This window comes from Bradyrhizobium sp. AUGA SZCCT0177 (assembly GCF_018130125.1).
Lineage (GTDB): Bacteria > Pseudomonadota > Alphaproteobacteria > Rhizobiales > Xanthobacteraceae > Bradyrhizobium.
This window is the reverse complement of the sequence record NZ_JAFCMA010000015.1, coordinates 1-20,907: the sequence shown is the minus strand read 5'-3', so window position 1 is coordinate 20,907 and position 20,907 is coordinate 1. Positions and strand designations below refer to the sequence as shown.

The window sequence follows — 20,907 nt, the reverse complement described above, 5'->3', positions numbered from 1 at the left end:
GCATGACGACTGGGAGAAAGCGCGTCAATCACGCGGTAAGGCTAAACCTCACCCCGCACAGATCAAACCCGTCCCCGGTCACCTTGCAACCCTTCGCCCTGGCTGCATCGCGCACCTTGGCGATATCGGCGACCCTGAACGTCAGCCCGCTCATCAGATCGGCAGGCCCGTTGACGAAGCGGAAGCTGGCATTGGGCAGTTTCAGCTCCGGCTCGCCCTTCGCGTTCTTGCTGACGGCGACGCCGATGATCTTGCCCCAATGCGCGGCCAGCACCTCCGGTTCCGGGCTTTCCATCTCGACCCCGAGCAAGGCCAGCGTCACATCCTTAGCGATCGACTTTTGCCAGTCGGGACCGGCCGGCGGATAGGTTCCCAGAATGTCGTCGCTGCCTTCGGTGTGGTTGAACTCGATGAAGGCGGCGCGGCAATCGCGCGGGTGCAGTTGCACGCCGTGGTACGGCGCGTGCGTGATCACGTTTGCGGTGCGCACGCCCATCTCGTTCGCGCGCTTGCCATAGGCATCGGGATCATCGCAGCAGAAGATCGCCATATAGCCGCCGCGGCCGCCATTCTTGTCGATGAAACGCCCCGCCGCGGTGCCCGGCTGGAACGGCGCCACCACTTCCAGCAGGATCGTATCGACCGGCAGCAGCGCGTTCTCGAGGCCGTATTTGGCGACATTGCCGTCGCGGAAGCACTCGTTCAGGCCCATGATGGCGGCAATGTCCGAAATCACGGGCTCCAGATGCGGCGCCACCAGGCAGATCTGCCGCAGCCTCATATAGCCGGCCATATCGCGACCCTCTCAGTGATTCTGGAATACGGGCTTGCGCTTCTCGACGAACGCCTTTGCCGCTTCCTTGTGATCGAGGGTCTCGCCCGAACGCGAATGGTGGATCGCCTCGGCGTCAAAACATTCTTCCAGCGACATCGTCTCGGCGTTGTTGATGTTGCGCTTGATGTAGCCGAGCGTGATCGACGGGCCCTGCGCCAGCGACAGCGCCAGATCATGCGCGACCGCCTCGACTTCCGCGTCGGGCACCACCTTGGTCACCATGCCGAGATTGTAGGCCTCCTGCGCGCTGAGCACCGGCGAGGTCAGGTACAATTCGCGCGCCTTGGCGCTCCCAAGCATTTGGGTGAGAAAATACGTGCCGCCGTAGTCACCGGACAGTCCGACTTTTGCAAACGCCGTCGTGATCTTGCAAGACGCGCTGGCAACACGGAGATCGCAGGCAAGCGCGATCGAGAGCCCGGCGCCGGCGGCGGCGCCATCGACCTGCGCCACCACGGGCTTTTGCATCTGGTGCAGGATGCGTGAGACTTCCATGCCGCGGCGGAGATTGACCATCTTGGCTTCGAACGACAGCGGCGCCCGGCCCTCCGCCATCGATTTGACGTCGCCGCCGACGCAGAACGTGCCGCCGGCGCCCTTCAGCAGCACCGCGCGCACCTCGTGATCCTCGGCCGCGCGCCGCGCCGCCTCGACGAGACCACGCGTCATGTCGGGATTGAGCGCATTGCGCCGGTCGGGACGGTTCATGATGATGGTGAGCAAGCCCTGGTCGAGCTGCTGGAGGACCATTTCGTTCTGGCTCATTTGCGGGTTCTTTCGTGGTTATTGGTTGGCTCTCTCGACGTCATTGCGAGCGTAGCGAAGCAATCCATGTCTCGGCATAACGGATAGATGGATTGCTTCGTCGCTTACGCTCCCTTGCACAAACGCTTCGCGTTTGTTGCAGGCAATGAGGGGGCTACTTTTTGACAAGCGGGCAGCGCGACAATTCCAGCGACTGGAACGCCTCATTGCCGGGAATGGTCGCCAGCAGCTTGTAGTCGTCCCAGCGGCCTTTCGATTCCGACGGCTTCTTGACCTCGAACAGATACATGTCGTGCACCATGCGGCCGTCTTCACGGATCTTGCCGTTCTTGGCGAACATGTCGTTGATCGGCGTCTCCTTCATGACTTTCATGACGGCCGCCGAATCGGTGGTACCTGCGGCCTTCACCGCCTTGAGGTAATGCGTGACGGAGGAGTAGACGCCGGCCTGCGCCGACGTCGGCACGCGCTTGATGCGGTCCATGAAACGTTTTGAGAACGCGCGGGTATCGTCGTTGAGATCCCAGTAAAAGGCTTCGGCAAGCAGCAGGCCCTGTGCGGTCTCGAGCCCGATGCTGTCGATATCGGTGACAAAGGCGAGCAGCGGCGCGACCTTCTGGCCGCTCTTCATCAATCCGAACTCGGATGCCTGCTTGATGGCGTTGATGGTGTCGCCGCCGGCATTGGCGAGGCCAATCACCTTGGCCTTGGAAGACTGCGCCTGCAGCAGGAACGAGGAGAAGTCGGACGTGTTGAGCGGATGGCGCACGCTGCCAACGACCTTGCCGCCGGACTTCGTCACGACATTGGCGGTGTCCTTTTCCAGATCATGTCCGAAGGCGTAGTCAGCTGTCAGGAAATACCAGCTGTCGAGGCCCTGCTTGACGGAGGCCAAACCGGTCACATTGGCTTGGCCGAACGTATCGAACACGTAGTGGACGGTCAGGGGACCGCAGGCTTCGTTGGTGAGCCGGATCGAGCCGGGGCCGTTGAAGATCACGATCTTGTTGCGCGTCTTGGCGATCTCGCCGGCGGCCAGCGCGGTCGCGGACGCCGCCACGTCGAACAGCATTTCGACGCCCTGATTGTCGAACATGTCACGGGCGATGTTGGCGGAAAGGTCGGCCTTGTTCTGGTGGTCGGCCGCGATGATCTCGATCTTGCGGCCGAGCACCTCGCCGCCGAAATCCTCCACCGCCAGCTTCGCCGCATATTCGCTGCCGGGCCCGGTGATGTCGGCGTACAGGCTCGACATGTCGAGGATGCCGCCAAGCTTGAGCGGCGGCTTGGCTTGCGCCAGCGCAGCCGTGCTGGACATCGCCAGAACAGCGGCGAAAATGCCCGTGACAACCCGCTTCATGAAGGCCTCCCTTTTCTTGGCTGCCGCATTACCTGCGGCTTTGAAATTTACTCGGCGCGATCATGCCGCATGGCACCCATAGCGGCAAGGCGCGTGCGAAGCGTGTCTCGCATGCGTTTTTCCGTTAAGCGGAATGGAGATGATGGGAGAAGCTCGTCATGGCCGGGCTTGTCCCGGCCATCCACGTCTTCTTTCGCGTTCAACTAAAGCAAAGACGTGGATGCCCGGCACAAGGCCGGGCATGACGACGCTCGGTACCAACGCGCGATTTCATGGATCTCTTTTTGAGAGAGACTCTGAGGGGCCTACAAAGCAAGTCTCGAAGGATAAAGGCCAGGAGCGACCACTGGGGCCTCCATGGTTCGAGACGGCGCATGGGCGCCTCCTCACCATGAGGATTGATGATGCGGTATGATGCTATCACAAGGAGCCGACACCAACGGTATGAGACGCGTGGACCAAAACCATCACAGTTCGCACATCGCAGCCATGCTGACATGTGGCTTTGTCGTCATGACCTCCTCTCCCGTCAACGCCGCCGGCTGCATCTTCGAACCGCAAGGCGAAGGCCGCGTCGCCGCCGTGATCGACGCGCGCAGCTTTCGCCTCGATGACGGCCGCGAAATCCGCCTCGCCGGCATCGTGCCGTCAGTCACGGACAAGGCGAACGGCGCGGCAGCCCTGGCATCGATCGTCACCGGGCGCGACGTGACGCTGCGCGGCGACGACGACGCGCCGGACCGTTATGGCCGCCAGTCCGCCTTCGTATTCCTGCCGGGTTCCGAGACGCCGGTACAAAGCGAGCTGCTGCGCCGTGGCGAGGCGCTGGTTTCGACCGAAATGGCCGACAAGGACTGCGCCGCGGAACTGGCCGCCGCCGAGGCCGACGCGCGGCGGGCCAAAAGGGGAACCTGGGCCGACCCGGCGGCCATAAAAAACGCGGAAAGTCCCGGCGATATTTTGGCCGGGATTGGGCGCTTTTCGGTGGTCGAGGGCAAGGTTTTGTCCGTGCGGCAGGCAGGGGCAACGACCTATCTGAATTTTGGCCGGAACTGGACACGGGACTTTGCTGTGACTATTTCAAGGCGCATGATGCCGGCGTTCGAGGCGGCCGGACTGTCGCCTAAGTCCTTCGAAAATCGACGGATTCGTGTCCGCGGCTATGTCGAGGCGCGGGGTGGGCCACGGATCGACTTGCTGCGGGTGGGGCAAATTGAAGTGCTGGGTGGGAACTGAAGCGTTTTCGAGCGAAGTGGGTACCGGTTCGCGTGAAGAAAACGCGTCAAAGAAGGAATTGGGCACGGGCTGCACGAGCTGATTGCATCCAATCGGACCGTGCCCTCGTTTCAGAAGAGAAGAGTGGACTGACGTGACGAAGCGTTCAGGACGGCGCGAGGGAAGTACAGGCCGCCGCCTTTTGGCTGCGTCGGCCGTGCTGTGCGCTGCTTTGACGCTGTCGGGCTGCGGCAGCGTCGGCGGCCGGTTCGAGACAGCAGCGCCGACGGCCACGTCGCCTGCCAAACCGAACCGCACCGTGGCGCAGACACCGGCGAGCGAGCGCGAGCATGAGCGCATCCTCTCCTCCTATGGCGGCGCCTATGACGATCCGAAGCTGGAAGCGCTGATCAGCAAAACCGTCGATCGGCTGGTCGCGGCCTCCGACCGTCCCGACCAGGCCTATCGGGTGACGATCCTGAACTCCGGCGCGGTCAACGCGTTCGCACTGCCGACCGGCCAGCTCTATGTGACGCGCGGCCTGATCGCGCTCGCCAGCGACACCTCGGAATTGTCCTCGGTGCTGAGCCACGAAATGGCGCATGTGCTGGCCAAGCACGCCTCGATCCGCGACGACAAGGCAAGGCAGGCCGCTGTCGTCACCCGCGTCGTCACCGACATGAGCAACGATCCGGATCTGACCGCGCTGGCGCTTGCGAAAACAAAACTGACGATGGCGAGCTTCTCCCGCGCCCAGGAGTTCGAGGCCGACGGCATCGGCGTCGGCATTTCGGCGCGCGCGCATTTCGATCCCTATGGCGCCTCACGCTTCCTGAGCGCGATGGAGCGCAACGCCGCGCTGAAGGCCGGCAAGACCTCGCTCGATCCCCGCGCGCAGGACTTTTTATCGTCGCACCCGGCAACCCCGGAGCGCGTGCAGAATGCGCAGAACTCGGCCCGGCAATTCTCGTCGCCGGAAGGCGGCGAGCGCGACCGCGAGACTTATCTCGCCGCGATCGACAACATCGTCTATGGCGAAGACCCCAGCGAAGGTTTTGTGCGCGGGCGGCGCTTCCTGCATCCCAAGCTCGGCTTCACGTTTGCCGCCCCCGATACCTTCACGCTCGACAACACCGCGCAGGCCGTGATCGGCGTCCGCGAGGGCGGCTCGCAGGCGATGCGCTTCGACGTGGTGCGGGTGCCGGCCGAGCAGACGCTCGGCGATTACCTCAATTCCGGCTGGATGGAAGGCGTCGAGAAGGCCTCGACCGAGGACCTCACCATCAACGGCTTCCCGGCGGCGTCGGCCTCGGCGAGTGGCGACCAGTGGCAGTTCAAGGTCTACGCGCTGCGCTTCGGCAGCGACGTCTACCGCTTCATTTTTGCCGCCAAGCAGAAGACCACCGAAAGCGAGCGCAACGCGCGCGAGACCGTCAACTCGTTCCGCCGCCTGACGCTCGAGGAGATTCAGGCGGCACGTCCGTTGCGCATAAAAGTCATCACCGTGCAACCTGGCGACACCGTGGAATCGCTCTCGCACCGCATGGCCGGCGTCGACCGCCCGGCCCAGCGCTTCCGCATCCTCAACGGCCTCGACGCCAACGCCCAGGTCAAAACCCGCGACCGCGTCAAGATCGTGGTGGATTGACGCGCGAAAAGCGCGTCATCCCTGATGCGCAATTGCGCATCTGGGAGCGCGCTTTAGCGCGAATCCGGGATCTCGTGCGACGAGTCTGGCCTCCTCTCAAGCGTCGTCCCGGACAAGCGAAGCGCGATCTCAGATGCGCAATTGCGCATCAGGGGACCCATAGCCACAAATGTGCGTTGTTGCACGACGCTGTAGCCACAGCCGATCCGACCATGCGCATTGGTGGCTATGGGTCCCGGCCTTCGCCGGGACGACGCATCAATGTATGGCAAGCGCTGCGGTCTACTCGCTCACCCGAGGACAATTGCGCCTCAGTGCCTGCTCGGCTCAAGCACCACGACCACACCCGTCATTTCCGGTTCATGCGGCCTCAGACTGGTGAGCGTCGCATCGCTCCAGTCGGCGAGACTGACGACTTCGCCGCTCTGAGCCTCCGTCTCCGGCGCCCCGGTAGGTTCGAGAACCTTGAGGCCGCGGGTATCCAGAAAGAACGTGTGGTTCCCGAACAGATTGTTCAGCTGCGGGACCGCCGGATGATCGTCGGGAAGAACCTCGGCCTGGAACTGGCTCAGGGTTTGTTTAACCTGTGTCGAGCTCAACTTCATGATCTGCTCCATCTAGTGCGCGATTTTGTTGGTGCGCGATTTTGCCCTGTCTGGGTGTGTTCCCCTCCTGTCTGTTCCCGCGTGCATCGGACAAGCCCAAGGCAAGGGCAAGGCAAATCCAATTCGTTCCCGGGCGTGCGATCGTGGATCGGGGTGCAGCCAAAGCTCTGAATGTTGCCGGCCACATGCCTCGAATGAATCCGCGCTGAAAACGTTCCGGCTTCTCACGGTAAATTTCAGGACACGTTCGCTCCTGATCGCGAGCCTGCCGAATACGGTGCAAGCGGCTCAAGCAGCGACAAGCCGCTCGATTTCGGCAACCGGATGCGATGTCAGTTCCTTTGGAATTTCCGCAATCACGCGCGCGATGACCTCCGCGTGGAGGGCCTTGCGAAGATTGCCCAGCACTTTCGGCGGGGCGATAATGACAAGCTTCTCGAAAAGATTGGCGTGGGCATGGCGATAGAGCGCGTCGGCAAGCTCGCCGGCAAATCGCTCCTCGGCAATGTGGTGCCAGTCTGTTTCTTCCATGGCGCTGCGCGCCACACCAACACTTGCGTTGGAGCGCCCCGGACGATCGGTACCCTGCTCGCGGGTCGGCGGATTGTCGCGCTCGATAATGCGTTCGACGACAAGGTGGACTTGATGCGCGGTGCCTTTGTTGCGCAGGAAGAGCGCCTTTTGACCGTCGCCGACCAAGATAAGCGCGTTGTGGGGAACTTGCGGTGTGAGTTCCGTGGCCATTCTTGCTCCAATCAGTTGCGTTGATTGACAACGCCAGAGCGAACATAGGGTTTCCGCAAAGAAATGCCGGCGTCGGCATCGACATCGCGTCAAATGCGCACGCAATAGGCCTGCACCGCAGACTGCGTAAGATCTCCGTCGTCCCGGACAAGCGAGCGTAACGAGTGCGATCTCAGATGCGCAATTGCGCATCGGCGGACCCATAGCCACCGATGGTTATTATCCCGCGAAGCTGGAGCCACGGCGAATTCTAACAACACGCATTCGTGGTTATGGGTCCCCGCCTTCGCGGGGACGACGTGGGGTTAGATATCGCCCCAAAACAAAAAGCCCGGTCTCTCGACCGGGCTTTTCGCAATTCAATCTGTGTAGCGTAGCTTACGCCGCCTCGTCCGCAACGGCAGCATCGTCACCGTCGGCGTCGGCCTCATCACCTTCACCGTCAGCTTCGCTACCGGCTTCGGTCTTGGCGCCGCGGCGCGGGCTCTTGGCGAGCTGGCTCTCGATTTCCTTGACCGCTTCGGTCTCCGTCGAATGCTGGACGACGGCGATTTCGCGCGACAGGCGATCGAGCGCCGCTTCATAGAGCTGGCGTTCGCTGTAGGACTGTTCGGGCTGCGATTCCGAGCGATAGAGGTCGCGCACCACTTCGGCGATCGCAACGATGTCGCCCGAATTGATCTTTGCTTCGTATTCCTGCGCCCGGCGCGACCACATCGTGCGTTTTACGCGCGCGCGGCCTTTGAGCGTCTCAAGGGCCTTCTTGACCAGCGCCGGATCGGACAGCTTGCGCATGCCGACATTGGCGACCTTGGCGGTCGGCACCCGCAGCGTCATCTTGTCCTTCATGAAATTGATCACGAACAGCTCAAGCTTGGCGCCTGCGATCTCCTGCTCCTCGATCGCCAGGATCTGGCCGACACCGTGAGCGGGATAGACCACGAATTCATTGGCCTTGAAGCCCTGACGCTGGGTCACGACCTTCTTCGGCTCCTCCACGCGCGGGGCGGCAGCCTTCGGGGCCACCACGGCGGCCTTCGGAGCCACAACAGCGGCCTTGGGCGCAGCAACGGCAGCCTTGGGAGCAGCAGCGGCAGCCTTGGGGGCAGTCTTGGCGGCGACCTTCGAGGCAGTGGCCTTCGAAGCCGTCGCTTTCGCGGCGGTTTTTGTCTTATCTGGCATTGAGCTTCTTTTGTTTTTCGAGGACTTTGTGGCTGCAGCCTTCTTGGCTTCCTTTACAGACGCCTTGGCACGGCCTTTGGTTGCGCTGCGGCTGGCCGCGGCGGCTTTTTTCGAAGTCTTTGAAACACTCTTTTTACGCGTTTTCTGTGACACAGCCTGCGCGCGGAACTGCCACGCCCCTGTTCGATGTTTTTACGGAACCACCGGGAGGGCCAAAGTTACGCAAGGCCGAATCCGGCTTGTAATGTGCCCAATATAGCACATTTTCCGCAAAAATCAATGATTTACGCCCTGTTTCGGACCTTCGCAGGGACCTTTCGGTCATAAGTCCGTCAACAAGGTTAAATCGGCAGGCTGTGTATGGGTCTGGTGGCTCCGAATTAGGTTCAAATTAGGTCCGGAGCGGTCTCAACTGGTCTGGAAGGGGCGATCCGAATCAGTCCCCGCTACCGGGTTCCTTGGAAAAATATTTCTCGAACTTGCCTTCCACACCCTCGAATTCTTTCGCGTCGGGCGGCTGGTCCTTCTTCTGGGTGATGTTGGGCCAGGCCTTGGCGTATTCGGTGTTGACCTCGAGCCACTTCTCCAGGCCCGGCTCGGTGTCCGGCTTGATGGCGTCGGCGGGACATTCGGGTTCGCAGACGCCGCAGTCGATGCACTCGTCGGGATGGATGACCAGCATGTTCTCGCCCTCGTAGAAGCAGTCCACGGGGCAGACCTCTACGCAGTCGGTATATTTGCATTTGATGCAGGCATCAGTGACGACGTAAGTCATCCAGGGCTCCGAAACGGTCAACTTTTTCCGGGGTTTGCGTAGCGCATGAACTGCGCAGCCGCAAGGGAAGAGCAAGGCAACAACAAGCAGGGCGCAGCGCCGGAGAGCTTGGGTTTTCAAGCGCCCGACGGGCTCGTTTGCAGATAGTCATTCCCTGCGGTTCTGCAAATCCTCGTACAGCACGCGCGCGGCCGCGGCATCGCCCCGCCGCTCGGAGAAGCCGGCTACTTTCAGCACCCGCACCGAATTGTCGAGCCCGATGGTGACGACGTCGCCGAGCTTCACGGCATGTCCCGGAGCTTTCTCGCGCACGCCGTTGATGCGGACGTGGCCGGCTTCGACCAATGCGGCAGCACTTGTGCGGGCCTTCACCACCCGCGCATGCCACAGCCATTTATCGAGACGCTGTCGATCCAATCAACCTGCTCGAACGTAGCGTTTTCAAGCGAAGTGGGTACCGGTTCGCGTAAAGAAAACGCGTCAAAAAATGATGAATCAGCGATCCTTGTTGCCGGCGAGCTGTTCCTTCAGCGCCGCCAGTTTTGCAAATGGCGAATTGGGATCGATCGGCCGGTCGCGCTCGCGCGGCGCGGCGCTGGTGGCGTATTGCCGATGCGACGGACCAGAGTCGCGCTTGTCGCGGCCGCCCTTGTCACGCCCACCGAAATCGCGGCCACCTTTATCGCGCCCGCCGCCCTTGTTGCGGTCACCCTTGTTGCGATCGCCGCCGAATTTCTCCGGACGACCACCGCCCTTGTTGTCGCGGCGGTTGTCATTGTCGCGGCCCTTGCCTTCAAAGCGCTCGCGCGGCGGACGGCTGTCGGCACGGGCTTCTTGCGGTGCGCCCTCTGCCGGCGGCGTGGCGTTGGCATCAGCGGGTGCGCCCTCGCGCGGCTTGCGGAACTCGTTGTGACGGCGGCCGCGGCGATGCCGCTGCTCGCGTCCGGGCGCTGCAGCCTCGCCGCCTTCACCGGCGGCACCCGCCGCGGGCGTAGCACCGTCGGCGCTCCTGTTCTGCTGATGGCCGCGATGACGCTGGCGGTTGCGGTCGTGGTGCGGACGGCGTTCTTCCGAACGGCCACCGGGCCGCCAGACTTCGACCATTTCGGGCACGACAGGCGCATCGGGCTTGGCTTCGGCGGCGGCTTCCGTCGCTGCGGCATCGCCGGCGACAGCTTCTGTTATGGCTTCAGGAGCAATTGCGTCGGGCGCCGTGGCCGCCTCGACAGCGGCCGTCACGTCGGCCGCGGTGGGCACCTCGGGTGCGCTCAGCACCTCGGCTGGCGTTTCGGCCGGCGCGGGCTCTGCGGCGGCCTCGACAACGGGTTCAGCTTCCACCGCGGGCTCCTCGGCCGGCGCCGGCGCGAGCGTGACCTCGGGCAGCAAGGCGGCCGATGGCGCGGGGTCGCCGGAGACCGGCTGGGCCACGGTCTCGTCAGCGGTTTGCGCGGGCGCTTCAGCCGACGCTTCAGCCGCGGCTTCCACCGGAGCGTCTGCCGCGGCTTCGGTCGGCGCGGCCGCATCGGTCACAGCATCAGTGCCCTCAACCGGCGCGGCTTCCGCTGCAACGATCGGCTCAGTCGCCGCGACCGGCTTCGGCGGCAGCGGCGCGCGGCGCTCGGAGCGATAGCCGAGCGCGCGCAGGATCGAGGCGAAATCTTCGCCGGCTGATCCCGTCAGCGAGGTCATCGCCTGCGTCACCACAAAGCTGCGGCCATCGAACGCGCCGGCGGGCTTTTCGCCCGGCGAACTCTCGCGCCAGGCCAAAGCGGGCCGAACGAGATCGGCAAGACGCTCCAGAATATCGACGCGCACCGCGCGCTCGCCGCACTGGCGATAGCCGAGCACGCGATAGGCATCGCGCGCCAGTGCCTTGTCGACCGCGAACGAGGTCCGGCCGCTACTCGCCAGATGCTGCGCGCCTGACAGCGCCGACATATCGACATTGTCCTGCTTCTCGGCCCACAGCAGCGAGGCGAGAGAGCGCGCGGCAGGCTTCAACAGGCCCGGGAAATAGATGTGATAGGCGCCGAAGCGCACGCCGTACTTGCGCAGCGTCGCGCGCGAGGGCTGGTCGAGATCCTTCATCTCGGCCGTGATCTTCGAACGCTCGAGCACGCCGAGCGCCTCGATCAACTGGAACGCGATGCCGCGCGCAATGCCGGTGATGTCCTCGGCCTTGGCAAGGCCGAACAGCGGGCCCAGCAGCTTTTCGATATGCGTTTTGAGCCACAAATCGAGCCGCGTTTGCACGGCTTCGCGCGCGGCGCCATTGAGGCGATCGTCGGAAATGATGCGCAGGCGCGGATGCAGCGCGTCGTCGGCCGCGACCAGTTTCGCCACCGCATCGCCGGTCCAGCGGATGGTGCCGTCTGACGTCAGCACGAACGCGTCGTCGGGCGCTGCGGCGAGTTTCTCGGCGCGCGTGTCGATCTCGCCGGCCAGCACCTGCTGTGCTGCCGCCTGCAACGCCTTGGCGTCGCTTCCGGCCTCCGCCGCATCTGGTGCAAAGGTGAATCCGTCGAGGCGGCCGATCACATGGCCTTCAACGATCACTTCGCCGGTCTTGCCGATTTCCGTATTCAAAACACTGTTCTCCCGCAGGCGGCGCATCAATACACTGGTACGGCGGTCAACGAAACGCTCCGTTAGCCGTTCATGCAGCGCATCGGACAATTTATTTTCGACCTCGCGCGTGATCCCCTGCCAATGATCGGGGTCACCCAGCCAGTCCGGCCGGTTGGCGACGAAGGTCCAGGTGCGGATTTGCGCGATCCGGCCCGACAGCGTGTCGATATCGCCGGTGACGCGGTCGGCCTGGTCGACCTGGGCGGCGAACCATTCGTCGGGAATCCGGCCCTTTTTCATCAGGAATCCGTACAGCGTGGTCACGAGTTCGGCATGGGCGGCGGGTGCCAGGCGCCGATAATCCGGGATCTGGCAGGCGTCCCACAGCCGTTCCACGGCGGCCGGCCCGTGGGCCATTTCCCGGACCTCGGCGTCGCGTGCCGCATGATCGAGCACGCGCAAATCCTCGGCAATCGGCGCGCGGGTCAGCACTTCGTGCTGCGGCGAGAGCGCCAGCGAGACCTGCAGGCTGCCGAGCGAGGCGAAATCCAGCTTGGAATTGCGCCACTGCAGCATTTTGACGCTGTCGAACGTGTGGTTCTGCAGCGCGTTCACCAGTTCCGGCTCGAACGGCGCGCAGCGGCCCGTGGTGCCGAAGGTGCCGTTGCGCGTGGCGCGGCCGGCGCGGCCGGCAATCTGTGCAAACTCGGAAGGGTTGAGGCGGCGGAACTGGTAGCCGTCATATTTGCGGTCGGACGCAAACGCGACGTGATCGACGTCGAGGTTGAGGCCCATTCCCACAGCGTCTGTCGCGACGAGATAATCGACGTCGCCGTTCTGGAACATCTCGACCTGCGCATTGCGTGTGCGCGGTGACAGCGAGCCCAGCACGACGGCCGCGCCGCCATGCTGGCGGCGGATCAACTCGGCGATCGCGTAGACTTCATCGGCCGAGAACGCGACGATCGCGGTCCTTCGCGGTTGCCGCGTGATCTTGCGGTCGCCGGCGAATTCAAGCTGCGACAATCTGGGCCGCGTGACGATCGACGCGCCCGGCAGCAGCCGCTCGATAATGGGGCGCATGGTCGCAGCGCCAAGCAGCAGCGTCTCGTCGCGGCCGCGGCGGTGCAGGATGCGATCGGTGAACACATGCCCGCGTTCGAGATCCGCCGCGATCTGGATTTCATCGACCGCGAGAAACGACACGTCGATGTCGCGCGGCATCGCTTCCACCGTCGAGACCCAGTAGCGCGGGTTCTTCGGCTTGATCTTCTCCTCGCCGGTGATCAGCGCGACGCTATCTGCTCCCGCGCGCGCGGCGATCTTGTTGTAGACCTCGCGCGCGAGCAGCCGCAGCGGCAGGCCGATGATCCCCGACGAATGCCCGAGCATCCGCTCGATCGCCAGATGCGTCTTGCCGGTGTTGGTCGGCCCCAGCACCGCGGTAACGCCGGCGCCGGGAGCGCGTTCATGTCCAAACGTGGACGAGTAGGAGAAAGCCATAATTTGCAGGTGTTTCTTTGATTCTCAGCGGCGCCGCGCGGCTTGCTATGTGTGTCAGTTTGCGACGGTGATGCGGTCGCGGCTTAAGCTATGGAACGAGTCTAGAACGAATCGCGCCCGAATCGCTGACTCTTACTTAAACTGGCTTCGTTCACCGCAACATCCAGCGTTAGCGCTCATGATGCGGCACTAGATCAAGTTTGCCTGGGCTCCACAAGGCGGGGTTTTCAGGCGAATTCCTTAAAGGTTGAGAGGGCTCGGAGTCGAATCAGAAAGGGTGAAGAGTCAATGGGATTCATTCTCTCGTCGTCCCGGCGAACGCCGGGACCCATACGCCGCGGCCGTGCCGTTTTGAGCCGGTCGAAGTTGCACCTGCTGCAACAATGAATGCCTGTGGTTATGGGTCCCGGCCTTCGCCGGGACGACGGCCGTTACTGCGTCTTCGCCACCCTTGGCGGCGCCGCCGTTGTGACAAAACTCGTGGCTTCCAGCATCGCAGGCCCGAACGGGGTCGGAATCGTCATGCGGAATGGAACCAGGATGCGGGTGCCGGCGATCGGCACGAAGGCGATCTCGATGTTGCGCTGGGCGGCGAGGTGCTTGATCACCGGACGATCGGGGATATAGCCCGCGACCGGCGTGAAATAGACCGCGCAGACCACCGCCGGCCCATGATAACCGCGCTCGGCCTTCACATTTTCCATGCGCTTGTAATCGAGCTTGAGGTCGTAGCGCAGCCGGCCGTCGAAGATGCCGGTGCCGGTGCGGCAGGCCTCCGGCGACAGCGGATCGCCCGTTCCAGGCACGCGGATCATCGCGCCCGTCATCGGATCGAGCACGTTTTTGCGATGCGCTTCGGTCACGACGATGCGGTCGGGATCAACAGGCGGTTCCGGATCGATGGAAAAATCCTTCACTCCCCCGTTCGCGATCACGAGGCGGATGGTCTCGGATTTCTTCGAACTCGTGGTGGTCGCGGTATAGGCGTTGGCGACCAGCGCGCCACCCACGACGCGGCCCTGGGAGGCGCCGGAACCCTTGCCGCCCGAAAACGCCTGCAACAGGCCGGTGGAACCGCCCTGCGCGGACGCGGAAAACGCATCATCGCCGATTTCGATGGTCCAGGTGCCCTTGCCGACAGGAATGCCGGCCAGCGACGCCTCGTAATGGGCATCGAGCCGGCCCTGCGCGGAGGCTTCCAGCGGCGCCAGCCACAGCAGGACGCCGGCCGCAAGACTGCCCACCAGGCCGAAACGATGCGAAATGGCACGTGTGGTCACGTAACTGACGGTCCTGCTGGCGTGAGCTCTTGCTTATGTAGTCAGAAATATCCGGCAAACAACGCGTAATGGCCTCCTCGCGGCGGCTCAATCCGCGGGGAACACTCATGTCGGCGGGGATTGCGCCCTTTATATGGTCCTAACGTCTTGATATCCTTAAACCCTTGTAATGGCTTCCAAACCGGCAATGCCGCCCTCTTAGGAGTGCGCAAAATCTTAAGCGAAACCCCGCAAAACCTTGACGCCTAGGGCCTGCCGCCCTATACGTCCGCGGTTCCTGGAAATGGACATGATTTTGGACCCCCGCGCGGCGCCATGATGCGCTTGCTGATTGCGGGGATGGAAGAGGATTTTGTGCGATGTCTCGGCGCTGCGAACTGACGGCCAAGGGCCCGCTGGTGGGTAACAAGGTGAGCCACTCGAACATCAAGACCAAGCGGCGCTTCCTGCCGAACCTGGTCAACGTCACCTTCATCTCCGACGCGCTCGGCCGCAACGTGCGCCTGCGCGTCTCGACCAACGCGCTGAAGAGCGTCGACCACAATGGCGGCCTCGACGGCTACCTTCTCAAGGCCAAGGCCGACGTGCTGTCGCCCCGCGCGCTGGATCTCAAGCGCGCGATCCAGAAGAAGGTCGGCAAGCCGGAATACGTGAAGAAGGCGAGCTGAGGGGTTAGCTCCGCTTCATTGGCGGGCTTTAGAGTTTTGAACGGCTGGGTCGAAGGACCCGGCCGTTTTTGTTTTTGGATGGCCCGTGCAGTCCCGAATTGTCGGCCCCATCTGGACTCAATATTCATGACCGGAGTTTCAAGTGTCCGATATTGTCTCCAAGGAAAAACGCTCGTCGATGATGGCGGCCGTTCGACAGAAAGGGACGGAGCCAGAGCTCAACCTTCGGAGAGCCCTTCACCGAGCAGGCCTCCGTTACCGATTACACCGGCGTGACCTACCCGGGACACCCGACATTGTAATTGCCCCTTCGCGCGTCGCTGTCTTCGTGCATGGCTGCTTTTGGCATCGGCATGCCGGATGCCCAAAGACCACCACCCCGGCTACCAGGGCCGAGTTTTGGCTTGATAAATTCGAGAAGAACGTTGCTCGGGATCGTCGGGCACAAGCCTCGCTTCGAGCCGCGGGATGGAAGGTTTTTGTCGTATGGGAGTGCGAGGTTAAGAGCATCAATGCGGCTCGGGACGTCGCGAATACCGTAGCTTTGGCGGCTAGAACAAAAGCTCGAGTTTTGACAAAAAGGATGCTACGATTCGGAAAAGGGCGAACACTGCATGCGCGTCGCAAGTCTCTTTAGTGGCATCGGAGGCTTTGAACTCGGTCTATCGCGCGCCGGTTTTGAAACCGTGATGATGTGCGAGAACGATCCACTCGCTCGCTCCGTACTACTTCGTAGATTTCCACGTATTCCAATTCGTGGCGACGTCACAAAAATAAGGCGCCTTCCGAAGTGCGATATCCTAACGGCGGGCTGGCCATGCCAGGACCTTAGTCAAGCCGGTAGGACGGCCGGAATTGAGGGACATAGATCGGGTCTTATCTCAGAGGTTTTCCGAATTCTTGAAGCGGCCAGCGAAAAGCCCGAGTTTGTATTGCTGGAGAACGTTGCATTTGCTCTTCATTTGCAAGGAGGCGCAGCGCTCAAATTCGTTACGTCGAATCTTGAGCGCCTTGGTTATAAGTGGGCCTATCGTATTCTAGATAGTCGCCAGTTTGGTGTCCCCCAAAGACGCCGCCGCGTTTTCATACTCGGATCGCGTAATCTTTCTCCGCAATCGATTCTCTTTCGTGGCAGCGACAACACAAGCTCGGAAGATACTTCCTCACCCGTATCGTTTGGCTTTTATTGGACTGAGGGGAATACAGGCTTGGGATGGTCACCGGAAGCCGTCCCTCCCTTAAAGGGTGGCTCCGCCCTCTCGATACCCTCGCCACCCGCAATTTGGAAAAAGGAAACTCGGGCCTTCATAACGCCCGGCATATCGGACGCCGAACGAATGCAAGGGTTTCCTGCTAATTGGACTGCTGTTGGCCCATTGAAGAAGGAGAGAAAACGCAATCGCTGGAAACTGATCGGCAATGCGGTAAGCGTTCCTGTGGTCGAGTGGATCGGGCGCTGCTTGATCGAGCAAGCGACAGTCGACGTTAAGGCAAAACCGATTCGTCAGATTCCAAAAATGCCAACCGCTGCATTTGGAGAGCAAGGGAGCGAACCATCCTTTTTCTCTTTCAATTCTGAGGGACCAGATGCACCCACCGTTGGCAGCCTAAAAGACTTTAAGCTTAGCGATGCATCGGAATTGTCGTTACGGGCGGCCGCAGGGTTTTTGTCACGGATTGAAAAGAGCTCCCTAAAAACACATCCACGCTTTATCCCCGACCTGCGCGACTTTGTTAGCTGATATAAGTACGTCTCGTCGCGTACCGCTCCATCATTTGAATGTAAGAGCACATGAACGATTTAACACGCTGCAGCTTATCGGCAATATCTGCAACCGAGTAATTGCCTCCAACGGCCTCAAATGTCTCTTCCCCGTGAGCCAAGTTATTGCGCGCAGTCTTCACTGTCAGAAGGTCGGACCCTCCAAGCGTATCTCTTGGCGGCCGCCATCGACGATCGCCGATATCGCGAGCAAACTTGATAAGCTTTTCATGATCGATGTTTCCAGAAAATGGAATCGCATCGCCTTTGTTTAGCCAAGTGACCTTACCCGGAACGAACTGAACGAATTCGCTCATGAGCGAGGTGTGATTGACACCATCCTGTAATTTGCTCCTAAAGTGGGCGTGGACGATCTCTTGCTGCCAGTATCCGTTAAGCTCGTGGAATAGCGCGGACTCGGCTTGCATCTTTTTTCGGACATTGATCACAGTCTCTCGCGTGGCAAATTCAACGCAATTATAGATCATGATGAATGATGCAGCTCTTGACGCCGCAAGCGTAGCAGCCGCGCGATAAAAGCCGCGCCCCGGAGTTCGATGACTCAATTCCAACTCTCGTAGAGAGCGGAGGTAGTACGAAACGCCGGAGATGCGAGCACGAAAATCAGACTCGATCATTCGATCGCCAACAGTTGTTTTTTCACATACTCAATGCGATCGCGCAATCGTGGACCGCTATTACTCGCGTGAGTTCGGACCAGCGCATTCAGTTCGTCGCCGAACATCCAATCCGCGTTGCCATCGAAGGCAAGGTCAGGCTTTTCGCGGAGTGCCAAACAGGTCCCAACGGCTACCGCTTCAAACCGAACCCGTGGCAAAGTCCCGCCCTTTCCACCTCGATAGAAGGCAGTGGGATAGTTCGCTTCAATAAACGTCATTGTATTGTTGAACTCGACGCGCTTCTGCTGCACTTCGCCTGCGGAAATTGTCTTGTTCTGACGGATGACCTCAAGATCAAGAAAGCGACGGACGTCGTGCTTGAATTCTAAGTAATGATCGGAATACACGAAGAATCGAGTAACAAGTTCTTGTCGCTCGCTTTCCGGGTCAGCCGATTTTGAGATTCTCGGTGAAAGGGACTTAAATAGTGGCGTGGCAGCACACTCAAGAATCAAATCCAGAAAATCGCCACGAAACGCCCCTTTTCTAATCTCAGCATCATGCAGCGTCTTGCCGGTCGTGTTCAATCGTCTGAACAGTTCGATCCGAGTGCTTTCGTCCGTGCCTTCGTCAAGAACGAACGATCGAATAGGAGTGTTGAATAAGCGCTTTTGGATCGTACTTGGGAGCTCCGAATACTTTAGCCCGGACAATATATCGAGCTTTTCTAGTTCACCTAGAGTGAACTCATCATTCACAAAACGAGCAAGAGTTCGAACTCGTTGCGAGCCATCGACTATTTCAAGTCGTCCTTTGACGTCGTAGAAAAAAATCGGCGGGACAGGGATGCGTAAGATGACGCTTTCAATGAAGTACGACTGAGCTTGATCGGTCCAGCGAAGCTTGCGTTGGTACTCCGGAATGTAAATGTCCCCTTCCTGCTTCGGTTCCTCTTTGAACTTTGAAACTAGAAGCTCGACAGGATAGTCCGTGACCAGATAACGCACGTCGCGTCGGGCAGCTTCGATGACAGCAACAATCTCATCTTCTGATGGCTCTAGCGTGGCCCCCATTATTATCTCGTATTGGGTCATCAATTCCTCCAGCAACCCTCATCAAAGCGCAACCATGGGTGGAGGGTCAAGCTCCCGCTTATCATCGCACGTTCTCGCGCTCCGACTCATGACTAAAGACTAAGTCCGCCCGTGGTAGCGTATGAAATCTCCTTCGACCGCCCACCAGTCCCCTCGCCTCCCCGCGAATCCCCGGCTAAACTTCCGGCTGCATCTCTCCGGGGCACCCTTCATGGAATCCAGAAACATCGTCATCTGCTGCGACGGCACCGGCAACGAGATTTCCGAAAACATCTCCAATGTGCTGAAGCTCTATCGCTGCCTGCGCAAGACCGAGAAGACCGAGCCGCGGCAGCTGGTGTTTTACGATCCCGGGGTCGGCACGCTGGCGCGGCCGAACACGTGGCACCGGCTCAGGCAGAATTTCAACGCCATCCTGGGGCTCGCCACCGGCTATGGGCTCGATGACAACGTGCTGGCGGCCTATTGCTTCCTGGTGCAGAACTGGCGCGAGGGCGACCAGATCTACCTGTTCGGCTTTTCCCGCGGCGCCTACACCGTGCGGGTGCTGGCGGGGCTGATCCACAAGATCGGCCTGATCACGGAAGAGCAGGCCAATCTCGCAGGCTCGGGCCTGATCGCCTACAAGGCGTTCTCCAGCGACGAGGCGCCGAAGCTGCGCGAAAAATTCAGGGGGCGCGTCGACGCCGCCGCCGCCGAGGATGCCGAGCCGCCCTCGCCGTTCGACAACGCCGCGCAGTTCGCGCGCATCACCTCGGCGCGCTGGCCTGTCATCCGCTTCGTCGGCGTCTGGGATACGGTGGCGAGCGTGATCGTGCCGCGGCCCGACCGGTTCTATCTCCCGAGTCTGGAGGAACTGGCCTGGACGCTGCAGAACCCGAGCGTGCAGACATTCCGGCAGGCGATCTCGATCGACGAGCGGCGCTGCATGTTCCGGTTAAAGAAGTGGGACGCGCCGCAGACCTACAAGCCAGTCCGCTTCAACGACATCAAGAACGCGCCGCAGGATATCTTGCAGGTGTGGTTTTCAGGCGTGCACGCCGATATCGGCGGCGGCTATCCCGAAAAGCAATCCGGCCTCTCCAAATATCCGCTGCTCTGGATGATCGACGAGGCCGAAAAAGCCGGCCTCAAGTTCAACCACGCCAATGTCAACCAGCTCGCCTGGGGGATTCCGCGCAAGAACAGCCCGTTCTCCTATGTCGCGCCTGATGTGCGCGGCGAGGTGCATACGTCGCTGACGGGCGCGTGGTGGCTGCTCGAATTCTTGCCGAAGAGCGCGAAGTACAGGGAGTGGCCGAAGCGGCAGGTGTATTTTGGGTTTTACATTCCGGATGCGGAGCCAAGGGTGATTCCGGAAGGCGCGGTTGTGCATGAGTCGGTGGTGAAGCGGATGGCTGACGTGAAGGATTATCGGCCGGTGAACCTGCCGGAGAGATACGAGACGTGGCCGATGCCGGTGAAGGCGGAAGCGGTGGAGATGCCGGCGGAAGTGTGAGGCCTAACATCTTGCGTCGTCCCGGCGAAGGCCGGGACCCATAACCACAGGATTGGATTTTGGGCACAATCGTCGAACAGTATTTTTCACAACACCCGCCGCGGCGTATGGGTCCCGGCCTTCGCCGGGACGACGACTCCATAACAGCCAGTTGCTGACACCATGACCACCCCCCGCACCTACTACGTCTACATCCTCGCCTCTGCCCGCCACGGAACGCTCTACATCGGCGTCTGCAACGATCTCAGCAATCGCCTTACGCTGCATCGCGCCGGACGCGGGTCGGAGTTCGTCAAGAAGTACGGCGTTACGCGCCTGGTCTACATGGAGACGTATGCCTCGCCGCAGGAAGCCATAGCGCGCGAGAAGCAGTTGAAGAACTGGCATCGCGACTGGAAGGTACGGTTGATCGAAGAAGAGAATCCCGACTGGAGCGATCTGTCGCATCTGCTTTAGTCGTCGTCCTGTCTTGTGTCGTCGTCCCGTTGTCGTCCCGGCGAAGGCCGGGACCCATACGCCGCGGCCTGTCGGCAAGAGCACTGACGTTGGAGACCTTCTGCAACAATAAGCGACACGGAGTATGGGTCCCGGCCTTCGCCGGGACGACATCGGACTGCGACAAAACGGCACGACGGGCAAATCACTTCCGATTGTCAGAAATCATGTCAAGTCCAGAATTTCCGAAAATCAAAAATATTTCCCTTTCCCTCCACCCCAAATCACCTGCACATCAATAGCCATCCCGTCCCACTCAGAGGGGCGTCGGCCGTCGTCATGACGAGGGG

The 20,907-nt window shown here is 61.1% G+C and carries 19 protein-coding genes; 7 read left to right on the top strand and 12 right to left on the bottom strand.

Features of this window, described 5'->3' with window-relative positions:
* Positions 1–28 precede the first annotated feature (28 nt).
* The 3 genes from JQ597_RS18645 to JQ597_RS18635 form a co-directional block, all read right to left on the bottom strand.
* Positions 29–793: a VOC family protein gene (locus tag JQ597_RS18645; protein ID WP_212265692.1), complete on the bottom strand. Its 765-nt coding sequence runs from the start codon at positions 791–793 to the stop codon at positions 29–31.
* Positions 794–805: 12 nt separating this feature from the next.
* Positions 806–1,600 carry an enoyl-CoA hydratase gene (locus tag JQ597_RS18640; RefSeq protein WP_212265691.1) on the bottom strand — a complete coding sequence of 265 codons (795 nt, stop codon included), beginning with the start codon at positions 1,598–1,600 and terminating at the stop codon, positions 806–808.
* 154 nt (positions 1,601–1,754) lie between these two features.
* Entirely contained in the window at positions 1,755–2,960 is a 1,206-nt protein-coding gene (locus JQ597_RS18635; protein WP_212265690.1) for an ABC transporter substrate-binding protein, read from the bottom strand.
* A 489-nt stretch (positions 2,961–3,449) separates the two neighbouring features.
* Here JQ597_RS18635 and JQ597_RS18630 point away from each other — a divergent pair, with 489 nt between their 5' ends.
* A complete protein-coding gene (locus tag JQ597_RS18630; protein ID WP_249148015.1) occupies positions 3,450–4,196 on the top strand; it encodes a thermonuclease family protein in 747 nt (248 codons plus the stop codon).
* A gap of 133 nt (positions 4,197–4,329) precedes the next feature.
* Positions 4,330–5,823, top strand: coding sequence for a M48 family metalloprotease (locus JQ597_RS18625; protein WP_212265688.1), 1,494 nt, complete (start codon positions 4,330–4,332; stop codon positions 5,821–5,823).
* Between the two features lie 311 nt (positions 5,824–6,134).
* Here JQ597_RS18625 and JQ597_RS18620 read toward each other — a convergent pair whose 3' ends face one another.
* The 7 genes from JQ597_RS18620 to JQ597_RS18590 form a co-directional block, all read right to left on the bottom strand.
* On the bottom strand, positions 6,135–6,428 hold the full coding sequence (locus tag JQ597_RS18620) for a hypothetical protein (protein ID WP_212265687.1): 294 nt from the start codon (positions 6,426–6,428) through the stop codon (positions 6,135–6,137).
* A 288-nt stretch (positions 6,429–6,716) separates the two neighbouring features.
* On the bottom strand, positions 6,717–7,172 hold the full coding sequence (locus JQ597_RS18615) for a host attachment family protein (RefSeq protein WP_212265686.1): 456 nt from the start codon (positions 7,170–7,172) through the stop codon (positions 6,717–6,719).
* Positions 7,173–7,550: 378 nt separating this feature from the next.
* Positions 7,551–8,354, bottom strand: a complete 804-nt coding sequence (locus tag JQ597_RS18610) for a CarD family transcriptional regulator (RefSeq protein ID WP_249148000.1) — start codon at positions 8,352–8,354, stop codon at positions 7,551–7,553.
* A 436-nt stretch (positions 8,355–8,790) separates the two neighbouring features.
* On the bottom strand, positions 8,791–9,129 hold the full coding sequence (fdxA, locus tag JQ597_RS18605; RefSeq protein WP_192736497.1) for a ferredoxin FdxA: 339 nt from the start codon (positions 9,127–9,129) through the stop codon (positions 8,791–8,793).
* Positions 9,130–9,276: 147 nt separating this feature from the next.
* Positions 9,277–9,546, bottom strand: coding sequence for an RNA-binding S4 domain-containing protein (locus JQ597_RS18600; protein ID WP_212265684.1), 270 nt, complete (start codon positions 9,544–9,546; stop codon positions 9,277–9,279).
* A gap of 78 nt (positions 9,547–9,624) precedes the next feature.
* Positions 9,625–13,200, bottom strand: a complete 3,576-nt coding sequence (locus JQ597_RS18595) for a helicase-related protein (RefSeq protein WP_212265683.1) — start codon at positions 13,198–13,200, stop codon at positions 9,625–9,627.
* A 431-nt stretch (positions 13,201–13,631) separates the two neighbouring features.
* Complete coding sequence (locus JQ597_RS18590; RefSeq protein WP_349628853.1) at positions 13,632–14,444, bottom strand: DUF3108 domain-containing protein; 813 nt, start codon at positions 14,442–14,444, stop codon at positions 13,632–13,634.
* A 395-nt stretch (positions 14,445–14,839) separates the two neighbouring features.
* On the opposite strand from JQ597_RS18590, the gene rpmB reads away from it, so the two are divergent.
* The 3 genes from rpmB to JQ597_RS18575 all read left to right on the top strand — a co-directional run bounded on the left by rpmB (position 14,840) and on the right by JQ597_RS18575 (position 16,890).
* Complete coding sequence (gene rpmB, locus JQ597_RS18585) at positions 14,840–15,148, top strand: 50S ribosomal protein L28 (RefSeq protein WP_192736494.1); 309 nt, start codon at positions 14,840–14,842, stop codon at positions 15,146–15,148.
* A 142-nt stretch (positions 15,149–15,290) separates the two neighbouring features.
* On the top strand, positions 15,291–15,785 hold the full coding sequence (locus JQ597_RS18580; protein WP_212265682.1) for a very short patch repair endonuclease: 495 nt from the start codon (positions 15,291–15,293) through the stop codon (positions 15,783–15,785).
* Complete coding sequence (locus tag JQ597_RS18575) at positions 15,763–16,890, top strand: DNA cytosine methyltransferase (RefSeq protein WP_212265681.1); 1,128 nt, start codon at positions 15,763–15,765, stop codon at positions 16,888–16,890. The genes JQ597_RS18580 and JQ597_RS18575 overlap by 23 nt, the downstream gene beginning before the upstream one ends.
* On the opposite strand, the gene JQ597_RS18570 is transcribed toward JQ597_RS18575, so the two are convergent.
* Together JQ597_RS18570 and JQ597_RS18565 are read right to left on the bottom strand one after the other, a co-directional pair.
* Entirely contained in the window at positions 16,883–17,548 is a 666-nt protein-coding gene (locus JQ597_RS18570; RefSeq protein WP_212265680.1) for an MAE_28990/MAE_18760 family HEPN-like nuclease, read from the bottom strand. The genes JQ597_RS18575 and JQ597_RS18570 overlap by 8 nt on opposite strands.
* Complete coding sequence (locus tag JQ597_RS18565; RefSeq protein WP_249147999.1) at positions 17,545–18,624, bottom strand: DUF262 domain-containing protein; 1,080 nt, start codon at positions 18,622–18,624, stop codon at positions 17,545–17,547. The genes JQ597_RS18570 and JQ597_RS18565 overlap by 4 nt, the downstream gene beginning before the upstream one ends.
* Before the next feature lie 211 nt (positions 18,625–18,835).
* Between JQ597_RS18565 and JQ597_RS18560 the strand changes: the two genes are divergently transcribed.
* A complete protein-coding gene (locus tag JQ597_RS18560; RefSeq protein WP_212265679.1) occupies positions 18,836–20,122 on the top strand; it encodes a T6SS phospholipase effector Tle1-like catalytic domain-containing protein in 1,287 nt (428 codons plus the stop codon).
* A gap of 162 nt (positions 20,123–20,284) precedes the next feature.
* Positions 20,285–20,578, top strand: a complete 294-nt coding sequence (locus JQ597_RS18555) for a GIY-YIG nuclease family protein (RefSeq protein WP_212265678.1) — start codon at positions 20,285–20,287, stop codon at positions 20,576–20,578.
* Positions 20,579–20,907: the final 329 nt, after the last annotated feature.

Bases quoted from the DNA above. Each gene is read 5' to 3' on its own strand.
- JQ597_RS18645 (WP_212265692.1), bottom strand. From the start codon at position 793: ATGGCCGGCTATATGAGGCTGCGGCAGATCTGCCTGGTGGCGCCGCAT.
- JQ597_RS18640 (WP_212265691.1), bottom strand. From the start codon at position 1,600: ATGAGCCAGAACGAAATGGTCCTCCAGCAGCTCGACCAGGGCTTGCTC.
- JQ597_RS18635 (WP_212265690.1), bottom strand. From the start codon at position 2,960: ATGAAGCGGGTTGTCACGGGCATTTTCGCCGCTGTTCTGGCGATGTCC.
- JQ597_RS18630 (WP_249148015.1), top strand. From the start codon at position 3,450: ATGCTGACATGTGGCTTTGTCGTCATGACCTCCTCTCCCGTCAACGCC.
- JQ597_RS18620 (WP_212265687.1), bottom strand. From the start codon at position 6,428: ATGAAGTTGAGCTCGACACAGGTTAAACAAACCCTGAGCCAGTTCCAG.
- JQ597_RS18615 (WP_212265686.1), bottom strand. From the start codon at position 7,172: ATGGCCACGGAACTCACACCGCAAGTTCCCCACAACGCGCTTATCTTG.
- JQ597_RS18610 (WP_249148000.1), bottom strand. From the start codon at position 8,354: ATGCCAGATAAGACAAAAACCGCCGCGAAAGCGACGGCTTCGAAGGCC.
- fdxA (WP_192736497.1), bottom strand. From the start codon at position 9,129: ATGACTTACGTCGTCACTGATGCCTGCATCAAATGCAAATATACCGAC.
- JQ597_RS18595 (WP_212265683.1), bottom strand. From the start codon at position 13,200: ATGGCTTTCTCCTACTCGTCCACGTTTGGACATGAACGCGCTCCCGGC.
- rpmB (WP_192736494.1), top strand. From the start codon at position 14,840: ATGTCTCGGCGCTGCGAACTGACGGCCAAGGGCCCGCTGGTGGGTAAC.
- JQ597_RS18575 (WP_212265681.1), top strand. From the start codon at position 15,763: ATGCGCGTCGCAAGTCTCTTTAGTGGCATCGGAGGCTTTGAACTCGGT.
- JQ597_RS18570 (WP_212265680.1), bottom strand. From the start codon at position 17,548: ATGATCGAGTCTGATTTTCGTGCTCGCATCTCCGGCGTTTCGTACTAC.
- JQ597_RS18565 (WP_249147999.1), bottom strand. From the start codon at position 18,624: ATGACCCAATACGAGATAATAATGGGGGCCACGCTAGAGCCATCAGAA.
- JQ597_RS18560 (WP_212265679.1), top strand. From the start codon at position 18,836: ATGGAATCCAGAAACATCGTCATCTGCTGCGACGGCACCGGCAACGAG.
- JQ597_RS18555 (WP_212265678.1), top strand. From the start codon at position 20,285: ATGACCACCCCCCGCACCTACTACGTCTACATCCTCGCCTCTGCCCGC.